This window comes from Veillonella sp. CHU110, assembly GCF_003992255.1.
Taxonomy (GTDB): domain Bacteria; phylum Bacillota; class Negativicutes; order Veillonellales; family Veillonellaceae; genus F0422.
In genome coordinates this window covers 112,488-130,792 of record NZ_RQVA01000003.1, presented here as the reverse complement: position 1 = coordinate 130,792, position 18,305 = coordinate 112,488, and the positions used below count along the sequence as shown (strand labels likewise).

Annotated in this window: 15 protein-coding genes; all 15 read right to left on the bottom strand. The window is 39.9% G+C overall.

Features of this window, described 5'->3' with window-relative positions; genetic code table 11:
* Positions 1-70: 70 nt before the first annotated feature.
* The 15 genes from EO122_RS02200 to EO122_RS02130 all read right to left on the bottom strand — a co-directional run bounded on the left by EO122_RS02200 (position 71) and on the right by EO122_RS02130 (position 18,291).
* A complete protein-coding gene (locus EO122_RS02200) occupies positions 71-2,362 on the bottom strand; it encodes a TonB-dependent receptor (RefSeq protein WP_240632632.1) in 2,292 nt (763 codons plus the stop codon).
* A gap of 312 nt (positions 2,363-2,674) precedes the next feature.
* A complete protein-coding gene (rpsO, locus tag EO122_RS02195; RefSeq protein WP_009353572.1) occupies positions 2,675-2,941 on the bottom strand; it encodes a 30S ribosomal protein S15 in 267 nt (88 codons plus the stop codon).
* A 126-nt stretch (positions 2,942-3,067) separates the two neighbouring features.
* Positions 3,068-3,859 (bottom strand): ABC transporter ATP-binding protein, encoded by a 792-nt coding sequence (locus EO122_RS02190; RefSeq protein WP_127009182.1) that lies wholly within the window; start codon positions 3,857-3,859, stop codon positions 3,068-3,070.
* A gap of 14 nt (positions 3,860-3,873) precedes the next feature.
* Positions 3,874-4,773, bottom strand: coding sequence for an ABC transporter permease (locus EO122_RS02185; RefSeq protein ID WP_127009181.1), 900 nt, complete (start codon positions 4,771-4,773; stop codon positions 3,874-3,876).
* Between the two features lie 35 nt (positions 4,774-4,808).
* Positions 4,809-5,774 (bottom strand): ABC transporter substrate-binding protein, encoded by a 966-nt coding sequence (locus tag EO122_RS02180; RefSeq protein WP_127009180.1) that lies wholly within the window; start codon positions 5,772-5,774, stop codon positions 4,809-4,811.
* 304 nt (positions 5,775-6,078) lie between these two features.
* Positions 6,079-7,446: a branched-chain amino acid transport system II carrier protein gene (gene brnQ / locus EO122_RS02175; RefSeq protein ID WP_127009179.1), complete on the bottom strand. Its 1,368-nt coding sequence runs from the start codon at positions 7,444-7,446 to the stop codon at positions 6,079-6,081.
* 13 nt (positions 7,447-7,459) lie between these two features.
* Positions 7,460-9,088 carry a phosphoenolpyruvate carboxykinase (ATP) gene (locus EO122_RS02170; protein ID WP_127009178.1) on the bottom strand — a complete coding sequence of 543 codons (1,629 nt, stop codon included), beginning with the start codon at positions 9,086-9,088 and terminating at the stop codon, positions 7,460-7,462.
* Between the two features lie 230 nt (positions 9,089-9,318).
* Positions 9,319-10,206: a UTP--glucose-1-phosphate uridylyltransferase GalU gene (galU, locus tag EO122_RS02165; protein ID WP_126938122.1), complete on the bottom strand. Its 888-nt coding sequence runs from the start codon at positions 10,204-10,206 to the stop codon at positions 9,319-9,321.
* Positions 10,207-10,219: 13 nt separating this feature from the next.
* Positions 10,220-11,782, bottom strand: a complete 1,563-nt coding sequence (locus EO122_RS02160) for an LPS-assembly protein LptD (protein WP_127009177.1) — start codon at positions 11,780-11,782, stop codon at positions 10,220-10,222.
* 8 nt (positions 11,783-11,790) lie between these two features.
* On the bottom strand, positions 11,791-12,906 hold the full coding sequence (locus tag EO122_RS02155) for a hypothetical protein (RefSeq protein ID WP_127009176.1): 1,116 nt from the start codon (positions 12,904-12,906) through the stop codon (positions 11,791-11,793).
* A 57-nt stretch (positions 12,907-12,963) separates the two neighbouring features.
* Entirely contained in the window at positions 12,964-13,410 is a 447-nt protein-coding gene (locus EO122_RS02150; RefSeq protein WP_127009175.1) for a hypothetical protein, read from the bottom strand.
* A 117-nt stretch (positions 13,411-13,527) separates the two neighbouring features.
* Positions 13,528-14,535: a hydrogenase expression/formation protein HypE gene (gene hypE / locus EO122_RS02145; RefSeq protein ID WP_127009174.1), complete on the bottom strand. Its 1,008-nt coding sequence runs from the start codon at positions 14,533-14,535 to the stop codon at positions 13,528-13,530.
* Positions 14,536-15,654 carry a hydrogenase formation protein HypD gene (gene hypD, locus EO122_RS02140; RefSeq protein ID WP_127009173.1) on the bottom strand — a complete coding sequence of 373 codons (1,119 nt, stop codon included), beginning with the start codon at positions 15,652-15,654 and terminating at the stop codon, positions 14,536-14,538.
* Positions 15,611-15,865, bottom strand: coding sequence for a HypC/HybG/HupF family hydrogenase formation chaperone (locus EO122_RS02135; RefSeq protein WP_126938116.1), 255 nt, complete (start codon positions 15,863-15,865; stop codon positions 15,611-15,613). Before EO122_RS02135 ends, hypD begins: the two co-directional genes overlap by 44 nt.
* Positions 15,866-15,873: 8 nt before the next feature.
* Entirely contained in the window at positions 15,874-18,291 is a 2,418-nt protein-coding gene (locus tag EO122_RS02130) for a carbamoyltransferase HypF (RefSeq protein WP_127009172.1), read from the bottom strand.
* Between the last annotated feature and the right edge of the window lie 14 nt (positions 18,292-18,305).

The window sequence follows — 18,305 nt, the reverse complement described above, 5'->3', positions numbered from 1 at the left end:
ACCCTTTAAAAACTTATTATGAAAAATGAGACATTCATACAATGAACATCTCATTTTATAGATTTCTATATTAAAATTTAAATTTCATCCCTACATTGTATGTACGGCCACCTGTTGCTTCTCTAGCGTAATATTCACGATTGAATAGGTTTTGCACGCCGATTTGCAAAGTAGCTTCTTTGGATACCTTGTAATTTACAGAAGCATTTGTTAAGAAGTACGCATCTTCTGCCTCTGGCTCACCACCGGCAGTATCTTTACCTTGGCGTGCACTAACGTATTGCATATCCCATAAGGCATTCCACTTGCCACTATTGTATTCGAAACCACCATGGAATAGGTGTCTTGGAATCTCAAAGTTTTGGTCTCTTCCATCACTTTGATCTGTATTGGCCAAAGCTTTACTTTCTATATATCCCATTTGCCATGTATAGTTTCCAAAGACAGACCATTTGTTAGATAACTTGTGACGAAGTTCTAATTCTACACCACGACGTGTTTCTGATCCTACATTAATATATTTTTTATACTCATTAGTACCAGCGACTTTTTTGAAAGTTACAAGTTGAATCTTATCCTTTGTATTTACGAAAAAAGCTGCTACATTTAATTTTGTACTTTCATTCCAAGATTTTTTCAAACCAAGTTCAAAGGTATCGGAATGTTCTGGATCTAACTCTGGATTTGCATAAATAGGAGTTTTAGATGTTTGACCAAAGCGGTACACTTGGTACAATGTTGGCGGTGCAAAGGAATGGCCATAGGATGCATAGACGTTGGTAGAATCATCAAGATATCTTTCTACGGACAACTTAGGACTCAACTCCGTGTAAGATCCATCATTATGATGTACGACATCGTAAGACTTTGTTTTCTTATTGTACTCCCCGTGGGCCCCATCGTACTTTTTAAAATGATCTAAACGAAGTCCGGCATAAATAGCCCAATCATCGTTAGGGCGATACGTATCTTGTACAAAGGCTGCCATCGTGCGAGATGCCCCTGTATTGGTTTCGCTAACACCATTCGGGAACAGCGTGCTGTCCTTAGAGTTTTTATCACGCCAATGTTGCAAGGAAATTTTCTCTTGATCAAATTGCTCTTGTTTCCAGTTGAATCCCCCCACAATCTGATGTTTACCTTCTGGTTTCCATGCTTTTTGCACATCTAGATTGTACGCTTTGCCTGGATAGAAGGAGTGAGAACCTGATCCTTCATAATCTCCTGAAGTTGCTTTTGTTGGCACAGAATAGCCATCTTTCTTTTTATCTAAATAGCCCAAGGAAATCTGTAATTTGTTCGCTTCATTTTTATATTGCAAACTATGAGAATGATATTCTCGCTCTGCATCATGACCTAAGAAACTATTGCCATTAAGAGATACATATTTTTTATCACTAACCTTGATATCCCCTGTAAAAACGGTCTTTCCATTTACTGTAACCGCACTAATTGGATTGTGGTAAGAGTACTTATGATTAGCATAAGTATAGCGATAGGTTAACGTTTCTTTTTTACCTAAGTTCATCGTCACATACGCTGATAGATTTTTATTATGGAGAGATTTATCTCCACGATTCCCTAACACATATTTACCACTTTTCAATAATTCCAACGGCATATCTGGTGTAATCGCTTTTACCTTACTAGTAATTGCTTTGCTTTTGTCTGTCACAAAAAATCCTGGGAACCCATTTGTACGACGCTCTTCTGCAGATACACCTATGGCTACCTGATCAGACACACGAGCATCAAATCCAAGTTCATTATTCCATGTACCATAGGTACCACCATTCACCTTACCGTGCCAACGAATCTCCTTGCGGTCAGCTTTTGGTGCCACTTGTTTCGTTTTGATGCTGATCACACCTGCAACACCCTTACCACCATATAAAGAGGAACTAGCGCCACGCACTAATTCAATCCGTTCAATGGAGTGCACAGGAATTACTTCCCAATCCACTTTATTATTGAAAGAATTATTCATCGGCACACCATCCACAAGCACGGAGATATTTTTAGAGTCAAATCCGCGAATTTGAATATCACCCGCAGAGGCTTGACTTTTATACACCCCCGGCAATAATTGCAACGCATCTGCAACCGTATCCACTCGACGATTTTCCATATCCTTCGCTGTCACTACAGATACAGAGCTAGGTGTTTTTGAAATATCTTGTAATGTTCTCGTCGCCGTTACTGTCACATCTGGCAAGATCACCATTTCTTCCATATCTTGCGCATTCACTGCGTAGCTATTTTGCCCACTCATAGCTAATGCAATCATCGATAACAACATAGTATAGGACACCTTACTCTTAACCATATACCCTAGTATATTATTGGGTCTTACTTGTTTCATCTGTACTTCCCTTCTTACTATAAAACAAACCTTAAGATTCCTTATTAGGATATCATCAATAGTTAACATTGTAAATCATTTCTTAGTCGATGTAGCTACTATATAACTACGACTATCAATCTATACACCTTAATGACCCCCTGTGAATGCTTATATCATAACACTCAATATAAGATTACTTATTTTATACTACTGATAGACAAAACTATCCAAAAAAAACTTACATATACTATAGCCCTACAAGCTATATGTATCTGTCAGAAAGTTCTAAACAAAAAAAGCGGCCGAAGCCGCTTTTTGTTATACGTAAGATTATTTACGTAAGCCTAATTTTTCTAAGATCGCACGGTAGCGTTCGATGTCTTTACGACGAAGGTAGTCAAGCATGTTACGACGTTGACCAACTAATTTTAAAAGACCACGACGGGAATGATGATCTTTTTTGTGCTCTTTTAAATGTTCTGTTAAGTATACAATGCGGTTTGTCAAAATCGCGATTTGTACTTCTGGGGATCCAGTGTCACCTTCGTGAACAGCGAATTCTTTAATAATAGCTGCTTTAGCTTCTGTAGTTAACATGTTTCATGTCCTCCTAAAAATTACATTTCCATAGACCAAAGTAATGGGCGGAGACTCAATTACCTCGCCTAGGTTATTATACATCGCTAACTATATTACTATATTTCAGATAAAAAGTAAAGTAGTTTAACCTAGCATCATGCGATCGCTAAGGGTATTTTCACTAGCCACTTCAAAGCGTTCTAGTAAATCTTGGACGGTTAAGTTGGCTTTTTCTTCGCCTTTTACATCATAAATAATTTTGCCGTTATCCATCATGATTAAGCGATTACCAAAGCGTAAGGCATCACGCATATTGTGAGTAATCATCAAAGTTGTTAAATGATGTTCTTTCACCAGTTCATCTGTTAGTTGTAATACTTTTTCAGCAGTTTTAGGATCAAGCGCTGCTGTATGTTCATCTAACAATAATACTTCGGGCTTCAACATAGTAGCCATTAATAGTGTAATCGATTGACGTTGGCCACCACTGAGCAGTCCCATGCTAGAGGATAAACGATTTTCTAACCCTAAGCCTAGACGCGCTAATTGTTGCTTAAACAATTCTCGTTCATTCTCTTTGAAAGCCCAGGACAATCCCATTTTCTTTCCACGACGCAAGGCAAGAAGCATATTCTCCTCGATTTGCATATTCCCTGCTGTGCCCAACATAGGATCTTGGAAGACACGTCCAATGTATTTAGCTCGTTTGTATTCTGCCATATGTGTCACATCTACATCATTGATACGCAATATTCCTTCATCCACTGGAAATACTCCTGCAATAGAGTTTAACAATGTACTTTTACCGGCTCCATTACCGCCGATAACGGTAACGAAGTCACCATCTTCTAATCGCAAATCAATGCCACGAAGCGCAATTTTTTCATTCACAGTGCCTTTATGGAAGGCTTTCACAATTCCTTTTAATTCTAACATGTGCATATCCTCCCTTAACCACGACGAAATTTACCTTGCCATTTTGGTAAAGATAAAGCAAGGGCTACTAAAATAGCAGTGAATAATTTCAAATCATTTGGAGGCATACCTAGGTATAACACAGTAGCAATTACGATACGGTAAATAATAGAACCAAATACAACAGCCACTAAACTCAACACGAATGAGGAATTACCAAACAGTTTACGAACTATGGAAGAAGAGGTGAATAACACTTCTCCGATGATAACAGAGGCTAAGCCTATCACAATAGTTCCTACCCCCATACCAATATCCGCAAACCCTTGGGATTGCGCAATTAATGCACCAGACACTGCTACAAAGCCATTAGATAGCAATAGGCCAAGAACGATCATAGAATCTGTATTCACACCTTGGGCACGAATCATTTGTGGATTCACACCAGTAGCACGAATGGATGTACCTAATTCAGTGCCAAAGAACCAGAACAGGAAGAGCCCTACTACTATCGTTACCGCTACACCGATAATAGTTAATGCCACTGCATTGGATATACCCACACTATGAATAACGGAGTAGACCGTATCCATACGCAAAAGCGAAATATTAGCTTTTCCCATGATATGCAAGTTTACAGAGTACAAGGCAATCATTGTTAAAATACCGGCTAATAATGCGGGAATTTTTAACTTTGTATGAATCCATCCTGTAACAGCACCGGCAATCATACCACCAATACCTGCTACAATCACTGTCACCCATGGATTGACACCTATCGTAATTAATACTGCAGAAATAGCGGCTCCCATAGGAAAACTACCTTCTACTGTTAAATCTGCTACGTCTAATATTCTGAAAGTAATAAATACACCCAATGCCAACAACGCCCATAATAGACCTTGCGCAATGGTGCTAATAATTAAGTTTGTCATATATCCTCCTACTTAGGGTTTCCCCTACTACTATACTACTGGTGTTTCAATTCTTCTGGAATTGAGATATGTAAGCGATCCGCTTCGTCTTGATTAAACACAAATTTAATCGGTTTTTGCATTTCGATTGGCATACTGTCAGGTGTACTTTCTCCACGTAGCACACGTGCTGCCATATGACCTGTTTGAACACCTAGTTTATAAAAATCTACCGAATAGGCTGCTAATCCACCTGTTTTTAACCATGTATCATCAGATGGAAATACTGGTAAATTCGCTGTGCTGAAAATAGTGACTATATTCGCATAGGAAGAAGCAATAATATTATCCGTAGGGAAATATACTGCATCAACACCCATAATCGCTAATTGGTTCGCTGCTTGTGGCACATCATTCACATTGGATACAGTAATTTCCACTAATTCCATACCGTATTTTTCAGCTTCTTTTCGAAAACTCTCTGCTTGTAATTGTGAATTCACTTCACTTGATGAATAAATAGTGCCGATTTTTTTTGCATTCGGTAACAATTGATGCACTAGTTCTACTCGTTTTTCCATAGGCACCATGTCTGTTGTACCTGATACATTACCACCTGGATGTTCATCACTATCTACTAAACGAGCCGTTGTATAGCTAGTGACAGCCGTGCCTAACACCGGTATATCCTTCGTAGCATTCGCCATCGCCTGCACCGCAGGTGTAGCAATAGCCACTACTAAATCTGAATTCCTAGCTACAAATCGTTGCGCAATGGTGTTTAAATTTGATTGATCACCTTGAGCATTTTGATGGTCGATAATGACATTATCTACGAAACCCTCTTCACGCAAACCATCTACAAAACCTTTATTTGCAGCATCCAATGCGGGATGCTCCGCTAATTGCAAGATGCCAACCCGATACATCTTGCCTCCTCCTGGTGCTTCTAGTGAAGATTCATGCCACAGCAAGACCCCAACCAGACAGACCACCAACAGGGCCAGTCCTTTTTTCCACATAAAAATCTCCTTTCTACTATACTACATGGTAGCATCGCGCCACCTCCTACAGTCTTTCTATGGGAAAGATATACAGATTATACCATATACGCATGTATTCGCAAATAGTCAAATTCCACTTTCTATAGAATTTAAAATTCAGTCTATTATGAAATGAAAGTAATCCTAATATGTGGAACTCATCACTTGTAATATCACTCATTAACAGGTATTACTCCTCTTAGGCACACTACACAAAAAGCGACTAGATCAACATGACCTAGTCGCTAACAGTTATCAAACTATATTCTGTTTGCTATCTTAATTATTTAGCAAACATATCACTATCTGTTTTATTCGGAACAATCGCAATGTATACTAAACCAAGTACAAAGCCGATGATAGATGGTACAATCCATCCCATACCGATAGAAGCAAACGGAAGCATACCATAGTATGGTAACGCCCATTGTACAAATCCAGATGTATTAATAACTTCTGGAGCTGTAGCCATGGCATCTCCTAATGCCGCAAATAAAGCAAACGCTGTTGTCCAAGCATATACTGCTCGTCTTCCTTTGAACATAGGTGCTGCAAAGGATAACAATATGATAGTAATAGACAATGGATATAAGAACATCAACACAGGGATTGCCAATTCGATGATTTTTGTCAAACCTACATTAGCAATTAAGAAACCAACTGCAGTTGTAAGATACGCATATCCACGGTAGCCCAATGTATTAGGGAACATTTCGTCAAATGTTTCCCCACAAGCACCAATCAAACCTACGCAGGTTTTCAAACAGGCTAAGGTAACAATAATAGCCAATAAGATAGCCCCAGTATTACCAAAATAGTAAGCATTCATTTGTGCCATGGTAATACCACCATTTTTAGCAACACCCAATGTTGTCACACTAGTAGCACCACTGTAAGCCAAGAAACCATAAATTACAGCCATAATAGAACAAGCTACGAAACCAGCTTTTACAAGACCAATCGCAATATCTTTTGGTTCTGTTACACCTACACCTTGTAAGGCACGAATTACGATGATACCAAATGCTAAAGATGCCAATACATCAAGAGTATTATAGCCTTCTGTGAAGCCTTTGAAGAAAGCATGTGTTGCATATTCTCCTTGTGGTACAACCGCACTGTAATCTCCCATTGGCATAATCACTACTGTCAGCAATAAAATGCTTAAGAACACCAAGAATAAAGGTGTTAACACTTTACCGATGTAGGTCATTAATTTACCAGGGTTCAAGGAGAATAAGATTGCTACAATAAAAAATACGGCAGAAAACACACCTAGTGCAAGATCGGGATTTATACCGCCAAGGAATGGCTCAAATCCTATGGTATAGGATACCGTACTTGTTCTTGGGATTGCGAATGCAGGACCAATCGTAATATACAATAATAACGTAAAAATTTTACCATATGTTGGATGTACACGACTTACTAAGTCTTGCAAACCATTACTACGAGATACACCCATGGCTACAATACCTAGGAATGGTAATCCTATAGCTGTAGCTAAAAAGCCTAATGTTGCAGGCCACAATGCATTACCTGCCTCTTGTCCTAAATGAACTGGAAAAATTAAGTTCCCAGCTCCAAAGAACATACCGAATAACATGGTTCCGATAAAGACTACGGACCCCCAAGACAATTTTTGATTCATAACTACTCTCCCATTACATAAGAATTTTCAGTACATCTAGTACTTCATTTGGCAATTCATCTTTTGTTCCTTTTAATTTTTCAATGTAATCATAGCGGAACTCGAATGCTTTATGCAAAATATGATGGTACTCACGAACTGTAAAGTCTGGTTCAAACCCTTCTACTTTTACATATTCTAAGTTTTCATATTTATAGAAAGGTTCAAAGTTAAGGCTACCCTCAACTAATCCCTCTAGCAAGCCTAATGTAACTTCTTTTGGAATCTTTTTATCCAAGAAGAATCCTGTATTCATGATGTAACAATCTACGCCAGATTGAGTAAATAGTTTTTTATAACTTTCATAATCTGTACGCAAAGAGTAGGTACGGAATGGGTTTGCATAGGGTTCAATAACCAATGCATTCGGATCTACATGATCATCTAATTTTTCTGCTGTTGAACGACGTGTTGCTAATGTAGCCCCCATAGTCGCCGCTAAAATTGGATCATCAACCTTTAAAATTGGCGGCAATGTTTTATCTTTCATCAACCATACGATAGCATTCACTGGATCTTTCACAAAGTTCACACGATTATCAGTCCAGAATTGAGATTTGATGGCACGACCATTGTTATTACGCACATCTTCTGCCAATACAACTTTATTACCGTCTTCATCTAATGTAACACCCACGTTTTGTAATGTTAACAAATATTTGTTAGCGGGATGTTCCACTGGATAATCTTGCATTTTATCAAAGTAGGTTGGTTCTAATGCAATAGAAGATAAATCTTCTGTATGAATGATATACGCATCATCATGCAACACAGAAATATCGTAGCGCCCTTCATGTTGTTCATGAGTCAACGTAGATTTACCAGATCCAGATAAACCAAACACGCCAATCGTATAGGATGAACCATCTTTTAAATTATATCGTTTCATACCGCCGTGGCATGCCACATAGCCATAGCGATTTGCCAAGGACCATCCCAATGTAAGAGTTCCCTTTTTATGCTCTCCAAAGTAGCGCATCCCTAAAATCATGGCACAATTATGAGCTGGATCAAAAATAGCCAATCCACCTGGGTGTCCTTCTACCACATAATCTGGATCAGAATAAATAAAAATATCACCCTCTGGCAACTGTTTACTGTCTTTATAGAAAGCTTTTACTTCTTCATTAAAGAACTGAAAGTTAATAGCCCAAGAGTATAAAATAGAAGCATGTTCTTTGGGAATCATTAAATGTGCACGTGCTGTAAAAGCTTCATCTAATCCTACAATGGCCTGTGCAGAAATCCATTCCTTATGACGGCTATCATACACTGCTTCACGAGCAATATCGCACAATTCAACTTCATTAATACCTTCATCACCTATGATACGACGAGCTTTCGCATAACGCCCAGTGGTTTTACCATTATTTGTGACTAACACTTTTGCATCTTGTGGTAACCCTTGCTCTTCCGCTCGATATACAGGCATATCTAATACAATGACACCTGGTTCCTTAGCAGCCAACTCATAGGCTTGAGCAATCGTCGTTATAGGTGTTACATTATTTCCATAAAAAGCAGTTTCAATGGTACTTCTTAACTTAGAAAATAGTGGATTCTCTTTAATTTCGGAATGTTTCCAGTTTAATCTTGTTGACATATGTAGTCCTCATCAGTTCTAACTTAATATACTTATGTTTATTCCTATATTCTAACATTTAATTAAATATTTCACAATATGAGGTCAATTATATACCTCCTAACAATCCAGTAAATATAAGTACTTATGATATTTATCACAATAAACTCTTAACATGTGCTGAATAGTTATGCAAAAACGGATGTCATAAGGTTCTCACCTCATAACATCCGTTCAGAAAACGCATCCATCTATGATGTATGATTCATAATAAAATCAATATCTAAATCTTCTAAATAGCTTTTGAAAGCCTCGGCCAACTGCGGATTTCGCAACCCATATTCTACAGTTGCTTTTAAATAGCCTAGCCGATCTCCTATATCATAGCGTACTCCTTCATAGGAATAGGCTAGCACTCTAGAGGAAAGTCTTGCAATCGCATCGGTCAGTTGAATTTCATTGCCTGCACCTTGCGGTGTCTTCTCTAACTCATCAAAAATTTCTGGCGTTAATATATAGCGCCCTAACACGGCTAAGTTAGATGGAGCATATTCAAAAGATGGCTTTTCTACAAGACCAGCTACTTCATACACATTAGATTCAATTTCCTGCCCCGATACAATCCCATAGGAACTCACCTTTTCTGGTGCTACAAACTGTGTACCTAAAATTGTCACACCATCATGTGCATAGTGACAATCGATGAGTTGTTGTAAACAAGGTCGCTGTGGATTATATACCACATCATCGCCTAATAACACTGCAAACGGTTCATCTCCAATGAAAGTTTTGGCGCAATAAATCGCGTCACCTAAACCACGAGCTGTTTTTTGACGAATGTAATGAACTTTTATATTCGCCAAATTACGTACCATTTCTAAATGTTGTTGCTTCCCTTGCTGTTGCAATAACTGTTCTAATTCTACGCTAGTATCAAAATGATCTTCTATCGCTCGTTTGTTACGACCTGTAATAATCAGGATATCTTCAATACCCGAATCTATGGCTTCTTGCACAATGTATTGAATCGTAGGTGTATCTACGATAGGCAACATCTCTTTGGGCTGTGCCTTTGTAGCAGGTAAAAAACGCGTACCAAATCCTGCTGCAGGAATAACCGCTTTTCTAACCTTTTTCATAGTATCCTCTCACTTAAAAGTCCTTAGCTACTAATGTATACTCCCATTTCTTTTGTTTCGTTCTATATGTTAAAGAACCTTCAAAAGAATGTAAGTCTCTATGCCAAGATATATCTACATATCGTAATTGATGGGTGAGCAAATCTTGTTGTACATTGATGCTGAAGCGATCTAATTTCGTCGCCTGTACACTAACACCATAATAAAAATCATGTTTTACATCTACTTTATCAAAGGAGTATGGGGAATCCAATGTTTCCGATGTATTATTTTGATGATATCCAGCCCAAGCTTTCACTCGATCATTGATGGTAGTTTTTGCTCCGATTCCCCAATATGGCATCGTTCTTGTCAGTCCGTTATAGCCATAATAATCTCGTTGATATCCTACAAATGCAGTTACATCTGTGGATGGTAAAACATGCCATGGATCATGAGATACTTCTCCATATATTTTATGATGGGATCCTTTAATATCACCTTCATACCATCGTCCCATACTCAATCCGCCACGTATTGTCAACGGCGAATGACCAATGTGGTACGCATGCGTATCAATAGATAACTCAGGTTTTTTCTCAACCCAAACTTTTTCTGCATTCAATGTAGATGACTCACGAGTATAGGCCAAGCTCACCTCACCCCAAGGGAGCGCCTTTTCATATCCAAAGGATGGTTTAAATCCTACTTTAGAACCTACCGTATACCCCAAAAATACGTCAGACGTATTTGATAGAGGGTATTCAATATTGCCTTTTAAGACGAATCCATCGGTAGAGTTATAGCTTGGTCTTGGAATGATAGAGAATACATTCAATTGACCTTTTTTGTCTTTTCGCAAAGAAACTTTATATCGTTTCAAAGATAAAATTTTGGTATTTTTAATATACAAAGCTGCATTATGTATAATGGCTTTATCTTCTGGGTAGATATCAATAGAGTCACCCTCTACACGATAATCTGGAGCCCCTTTAAAGGCAATGGCATGTTTAGTTGTAATCCAACCTTTTTCAATGTGACCATGTGTCCCATCAAACTCCGCTGCCTTCGCTTTCACCCAATAGGGTTCTGCATAGCCAAATACATCTGTTGTCTGTGCCTGTCCGTTGCTTGCATTATAAGAAATAAAGGCCCCTTGCAAATCTTTTTTCAAGCCTTTTTCTTCTAAGAAATGATACCCTTCTTTACTTTCGTATCGTTGAGTTTGCACATTCCCTTCAACCTTTGGAGTCAGCAACTGCTGAGTACCACGCTCTACTTCTACAGTTCCTTTAGCCCATACTTTTCCTGTCGTTCCATTATAATACATTTTATCAGCATCAATGCGTACAGGCTGAGAGCTTTCCTCCACTGGCATTACGGTCTCGCCTTTTTTTGCAGGCTTTATTTGCAAAACAGGAGTTAATTTTGTATCGGTACTAGCTTGTACACCCCCTGTGATAGAAGGTACTACATAAGATATTTCCTTATTCTGAGATGATACCTCTGGTAGCGGCATCGTATTAGTTTGGGCATACCCATGTGTACAGGCCAGAACTGCTAATACGGTCATAGCCGTTACTGAATATTGTTTCATAGTATCTCCTAATCCTTTTCGCGTTTCACAATAACGACAGGTTTTTCTATCAATGAATCATCTGGCACTACTTGTGTCGCTTCTTCTTTTGCTGGTTTCACTGTCTCTTTTGTTTTCTTTGCTTCTTCTGTAGTAGTCGTCTTTGCAACACTGCTAGTTGCTTCTTCAGTAGATTTAGGCTGTGCCACTGATACTGGTTGTACCGCTGCACTTGTATCTACACCACGCACTTCAATGCCAGAAATAGTCACTGTAGATTCCGGTTGTACGTACACAAGTGTTCCTTCTGGTAAATCGATAGACTTACCTTTTACAAAGAATCCTCCTACAAGTCCTACTGGTCCCAATACAACAGCACCAGCAACAGAAGCACCTGCCGCTTTCAGTTCATCTTTCGTTTTTGCTTTGGCTTCTTCCCCTTGAAGAGCTGTAAAGATAGTACCATCAATTCCTTGTAACTGATCAAACACAATATTTAACTTAGCATTGCGTCCAAAAGAACGAGCTTTTGTAATCTCTGTAATATGGCCAGTACCAGGAGTTCCTTTCGGAACCAATAACACTTCACCATCCATAATATCTTCCGCTAATTTAACGTGTACAATATCATCTTTTGCATTTTTCTTAGAAGAAATTGGTTCTGTCAATGTCAAGGTAAATACTTGGTCCGCAGCGATAGTCCCTTGTTTAGTCGCCAATGTAACTTGACTGCCAAAAATAGACTGTTTTAATTTTTGGACACGACTTTGCAAGGAACCTTTATTTTCCATACCGCTCACACTTCGTTCCATTTGTCCGATACGTTCTACTAAGGATCCATTGTGAACTTCATCATAGTACATCCACTCTAACGCGTTAACTTCTTGGTGTAATGTAACTTGTTTACCTTGTCCTTCTACAGCATTGAACAAATGGTCCACTTGGCCTGTAATGCTACCTTGTTGTTTCGTTCCATACACAGTGTCTTGCAATTGATGCACACGATCTGTCAAAGCCCCCAATTGTACTTTACCATACACTGTCGTCTCCAAAGTTTCTGTTTTTTCTAAAACTGTGTCTGGTGCTGCCCATACACTAGTTGTCAAAAGAGCCAACATAGCTCCCAATACAGCAGAACGTTTCATAGTATCTCCTCATCTCTAATAACACATAGATAGCACGGGATACCCCGTGCTAACATATTAAATCTTCAAATCTATAATCGCTGATACCCCAACGCCTTGAATACGATTTGCACCTAACGGGTTTTTGCTATCAATTGGTACCAAACCCTTTACTCGAGCAACAGATTTAAAGCTAGCTTCCATTTGAGCTACTGCTTCTACTCTCTCTACTTCACTACTAGGGCCTGTGACTTGTGCCGCGCCAATATGAGCTCCTTGACCAAGACTCACAATAGGTACTACCTTAGTTGAATATGTAGTACTCAAATTATTTTGTTTTAAAAGAGTATTTAAATACCCGTCAATAGAACTACCATAACGATCAACTACAAATCCAGTTCCACCAGCTTTTAATACTGTGCCTAATACTTTACCAAAATTAAATGCCTGTGCTTGTTGCACGCCAACTACGCCTACAGAGGCAAATGAGAATGCTACCATAGCAGCTACGATTTGTTTTTTCATCGCAATATCCTCCTTTTACTTTTCATTGTATCAAAAAATAAATTTTTATTCCATATAAGTATATCTCATGACTATGATTTTTTCATGAAATATCCAAGGATATGATACAAAAGTATATTAACAGATTCTAGGAACTTGATCTTCACCTAGCATATCTAGCAGTCGAATACCACCTACAGCTGTTTGCAGTCCTACTTTTCCAGCATTGCCATTCACCACATCTCCGATGATCACTGCCTCACGTCCTTCTGTGAAAGTCTGCATCATCTGCACTACCTCATCAGCTACGTCGGCACTTACAATAGCAATCATCTTTCCTTCATTCGCTAAGTATAGTGGGTCGTATCCTAACACTTGACATACGGCTTGCACTTCCTCGCGAATAGGAATGGCCGATTCTTGTAAACGAATTCCTTTTTGAGCAGAGTTTGCAATCTCTTGTAGTGTAGTAGCCAAGCCGCCACGCGTAGGATCTCTAAAGAAAGCAATATCTTTACCAAAGGTTTCTAACAACTTATGAGCCATTTTATGTAAAGGCGCACAATCTGTTTGTATCGTATCAGGCAGATCTAATCCATACCGAGTTCCCATGACAGCAATCGCATGGTCACCCAAGGTACCTGAAATGATGACTTTCATACCACTTTCAATATAGGACGTACCTAACTGTACATAGTCAGGCACTAGACCGACCCCAGCGGTATTAATATAGATGCCATCCACGGAACCTTTTTCTACCACCTTTGTATCACCTGTAACAATAGAAACACCAGATAGTTGTGCCATCTCCGACATGGTTTTTAGCACTGTTTCTAGCGTAGAAATAGGCAATCCTTCTTCTAAGATGAGCCCGCACGACAAATACTGAGGCACTGCACCCATCATGGCTAAGTCATTCACTGTACCGCACACAGCTAATTTCCCAATGTTGCCACCCGGGAAAATATGTGGTGTTACTACATAGGAATCTGTACTCATAGCCATACGTCCCGTTGTAACTGGAAATACAGCGCCATCATGTAATTCATTTAATATTGGATTAGAAAAATATTTCACAATATATTGATCCACCAATTCATGGCTAAACTTACCGCCATTGCCGTGGACTAATCGAATCCGTTCCATTTATTCCTCCCAGGTCATTCCACCGCTGGAAAAACCGTATTTATACCAAGCTGAACAACTACCTTCTACGGAAACCATACAAGCTCCTACTGGATGGTCAGGCGTGCACAATTTACCAAATAAAGGACATGCATCAGGATGAATCATCCCTTGGATAACAGACCCACATTGGCAGCCTTTCGGTCCATCACTAGTTGTAAATGTTCCCAAAGGTAGTTGTACCAATGCATCATAGGCGGACCATTCTCCACGCAATTTCAAACCCGATGCTGGCAATACACCGATACCACGCCAACCATCATCGGAGGGCTCGTACAAGGTATCCATCAACTGTTGTGCCACTGAGTTTCCCTTCTTTGCCACCACAGACCGGTAGGTGTTTCCTACATAAAATTTCTGTTCATTACGTTGTTCTAAGAGATTTACAATAGCCGCTAAAATTTCCACACCATCAAAGCCAGCAATACAGCTTGGCATATGATATTCATCTGCTAAAAATTGATACGGCTGTTCTCCAATGATAACGCTCACATGACCTGGCAATAAGAAGCCCTCAATTTGATGGTCTGGATTACTTAATAAAGCACGTAATGCAGGTGGCACCAATTTATGAGAAATCAAGAAAAATACATTCTTTACTCCCTTAGCATGCACCGCCTGAATAGTAGCTGCAATAACAGCAATAGTCGTTTCAAAGCCGATACCCAAGAAAATAATCTTTTTATCTGGATATTGTTCACTCAATCCAAGTACTTCCATAGGGCTATAAATAATTTCAATATGAGCCCCATTTTCTTTCGACTGCCATAAATTACCTGTTGTACCAGGAATCTTCAGCATATCTCCAAAGGTAGCGATGACTACATCCTCTCTAGCCGCATACGCTAAGGCTTGATCCATATATTGTTGGTCTGTCACACACACAGGACATCCAGGACCACTAATCAATTCTATGCCTTTCGGCAACATTTGACGGATGCCCTCTCGAAAAATAGCTACTGTATGGGTCCCACAGACTTCCATGAATCGTACAGTTTCCTCTGGATTATGTAATTCGTGAATGCGCTCTAGCAAACTAGCTGCGACTTTCGATTTTTCCGTTAAAGTAATCTTGTTCAAGTTCTTCTAATTCGCGGAATGCCTCAAGGGTCAAACGCGCTTCCTCCTCATCTACAATTTGTACGGCACAGCCCGCATGGACTAATAGCCAATCTCCAATTTTTGCTTCCGGCACCAATAACAGGCTACACTCCCGTTGCACTCCTGTTAATTCTACGGTACCGATGGATTCATTAATATGCACCAATTGTGCTGGTACTGCTAAACACATAGTATCTCCTATCTATTCTTATGACTTCCTAACCATAATTGCCCTAAAGCGATACCGCCATCATTCATCGGGCTTTGGGTAGGCACGTGGACTGTGTATTCCCCTAATTCTTGCATCACTCCTTCTAGGAGAATGCGATTTTGGAATACTCCTCCACACAAGACAATATGCGAAATGTGTCGTTCCTCACAACATCGTTTTGCCATCTGTCCTATATAATATATCAAAGTTCTGTGAAAGTTTGCTGAGATTTTTGCTACACTTTCACCATCTTTTAATTGTTCTATCACAGATCGAACCAAACTCATTGTATCTAATACCGTTCCGTCCAGCTTCATGTCTAGGATAGTGCCCTTCTCTGAAAGCGCCAGTTGCTCTAACTCGATGGCAAGGTGCGCATCATAGAGATGCTCATGACCTACCCCTAACAAGGATGCGACCGCATCAAATAAACGACCACCGCTAGAAGACTGTACCATCTGCATATGAGGCATCATTTTCTCTAATAGTTCCCATCCCCTAGGTAGTGTTTTCTTCCACTGTTCTATCACTGTGGGGGCCACTGATGGATAGAGTTGATTCACATACCATAACGCTTGACGCCACGGCTCTCGTACTGCCACTTCACCTCCTGGCAGAGGCGCATAGCTCAAATGTACCATTCGTTCCATATGTTCTTTGTGGCAGTATAAAAACTCACCGCCCCATAATGTGCCATCCGTTCCATATCCTGTACCATCAAAACAAATACCTAAAACAGGTTCTGTTACATTGCGCTCTGCCAGTACCGCTGCCACATGAGCATGATGATGCTGTACCTCTATAACAGGTAATTGATGCTTCTCTGCATAGGTTCTACCACAGTGCGACGTATAATAATTTGGGTGGGCATCCACGATGACCTTCGTAGGTTGTAATTGAAACAACTCTTCATAGCGTTTCGTCGTGCTCCACAATAAGTCTTGTACTCGTTCATATTCCATATCTCCCATATAGGGACTCAGGATAGCATGAGACCCACGATTCATACCGAAAGAGGCTTTCATATCTGCGCCCATAGCTAACATGGTGGAACTCTTCTCTAATGCTACTACAGGAATGGACAAAGGAACGTACCCTCGGCTACGGCGGATCATCATAGGCTCATTCTGAACTACTTGTACCACAGAATCATCCACAGGAGAAACTATCTCTCGATTGTGAGTCAATATATAATCTGATATCCCCTGTAACTCATTCAATGCTTGTGCATCATCATATAGCACAGGATCTCCACTGCGGTTGGCACTGGTCATGACCCACAAAGCATCAGAAGGCACTAAGCTATAGTGATACGGTGCATAGGGTAACAAAACACCTAGGGTTTTCATACCTGGAGCTACACTGGGAGCCACTGGCGTTATCTGTGATGCCATCTTCATAGTAACCTTAGTAAATGTATTACGATATTCTTGATTAGAAACATATTTTTTCTGATTTATATCAGTCATCTCTTTAAGAACCGTATCACACTCAGAAGTCGCACATGTTTCTATATGCATGACATCATTAACAGTAAAGGTTAAACTTACTTTACGTAACAAAACAATAGGCCTTGCAGGGCTCAACAACAGCTCTTCTTCTGTATTAGATATATGCACATACTGTTTTGCTGTTTCCAAGGACCCTGCCATGATCGCTAAAGGTTTTCTAGGTCGCCCTTTTCGCTGGCGCAAGGTTTGTACCGCTGTTTCTTGTAACGCATCACAGACCAAATGATATCCGCCAACGCCTTTTAAGGCTATAATAGAACCATTTTGTATATGTTCTTTGGCTTGCTCTATGGCATCCTGTCCACTAGCGAACACCGTTCCATCTGCACCTCGTAATGTAAACATGGGGCCACACTGCTCGCAAGCATTTGGCTCTGCATGATACCGTCGACCTTCGAGGTCCTCATATTCCTTCTGACAGTCTTCGCACATAGGGAATACTTTCATAGACGTTGTGTCACGGTCATAGGGTGTACTTTCAATAATCGTATACCGAGGACCGCAATTCGTACAATTCGTAAACCCATAGTGAAAGCGTCGATTCTCAGGGTCTTGTATATCCTGCAAGCATGCCTCGCACGGTGCTATATCTGCCCCTATAAAAGCATGTCCTTTCACCCCTTGAGACACGATAATCGTGAACGCATCCAAAGATTGTACTTCTGTTGATTTTACTTGTAACGTATCAATGCGTCCATGGATAGGCAAGTCAGATTGCAATCGCTCTATAAATAGTTGGCAATCTGCATCTACACCTTGTATGTGTATTTCCACACCGCTTGTGTCATTTCTCACTGTGCCCACAATTCCTAATTCATGGGCTAGTTTAGACACAAAGGGGCGGAATCCTATGCCCTGTACAATGCCTATAACATGTATGGTGTATGCCTTCATAGAACCCGCCTCCC

Excerpts from the sequence above, each read along its gene's own strand:
- EO122_RS02200 (WP_240632632.1), bottom strand. The coding sequence starts at position 2,362 with ATGAAACAAGTAAGACCCAATAATATACTAGGGTATATGGTTAAGAGT.
- rpsO (WP_009353572.1), bottom strand. The coding sequence starts at position 2,941 with ATGTTAACTACAGAAGCTAAAGCAGCTATTATTAAAGAATTCGCTGTT.
- EO122_RS02190 (WP_127009182.1), bottom strand. The coding sequence starts at position 3,859 with ATGTTAGAATTAAAAGGAATTGTGAAAGCCTTCCATAAAGGCACTGTG.
- EO122_RS02185 (WP_127009181.1), bottom strand. The coding sequence starts at position 4,773 with ATGACAAACTTAATTATTAGCACCATTGCGCAAGGTCTATTATGGGCG.
- EO122_RS02180 (WP_127009180.1), bottom strand. The coding sequence starts at position 5,774 with ATGTGGAAAAAAGGACTGGCCCTGTTGGTGGTCTGTCTGGTTGGGGTC.
- brnQ (WP_127009179.1), bottom strand. The coding sequence starts at position 7,446 with ATGAATCAAAAATTGTCTTGGGGGTCCGTAGTCTTTATCGGAACCATG.
- EO122_RS02170 (WP_127009178.1), bottom strand. The coding sequence starts at position 9,088 with ATGTCAACAAGATTAAACTGGAAACATTCCGAAATTAAAGAGAATCCA.
- galU (WP_126938122.1), bottom strand. The coding sequence starts at position 10,206 with ATGAAAAAGGTTAGAAAAGCGGTTATTCCTGCAGCAGGATTTGGTACG.
- EO122_RS02160 (WP_127009177.1), bottom strand. The coding sequence starts at position 11,782 with ATGAAACAATATTCAGTAACGGCTATGACCGTATTAGCAGTTCTGGCC.
- EO122_RS02155 (WP_127009176.1), bottom strand. The coding sequence starts at position 12,906 with ATGAAACGTTCTGCTGTATTGGGAGCTATGTTGGCTCTTTTGACAACT.
- EO122_RS02150 (WP_127009175.1), bottom strand. The coding sequence starts at position 13,410 with ATGAAAAAACAAATCGTAGCTGCTATGGTAGCATTCTCATTTGCCTCT.
- hypE (WP_127009174.1), bottom strand. The coding sequence starts at position 14,535 with ATGGAACGGATTCGATTAGTCCACGGCAATGGCGGTAAGTTTAGCCAT.
- EO122_RS02135 (WP_126938116.1), bottom strand. The coding sequence starts at position 15,865 with ATGTGTTTAGCAGTACCAGCACAATTGGTGCATATTAATGAATCCATC.
- EO122_RS02130 (WP_127009172.1), bottom strand. The coding sequence starts at position 18,291 with ATGAAGGCATACACCATACATGTTATAGGCATTGTACAGGGCATAGGA.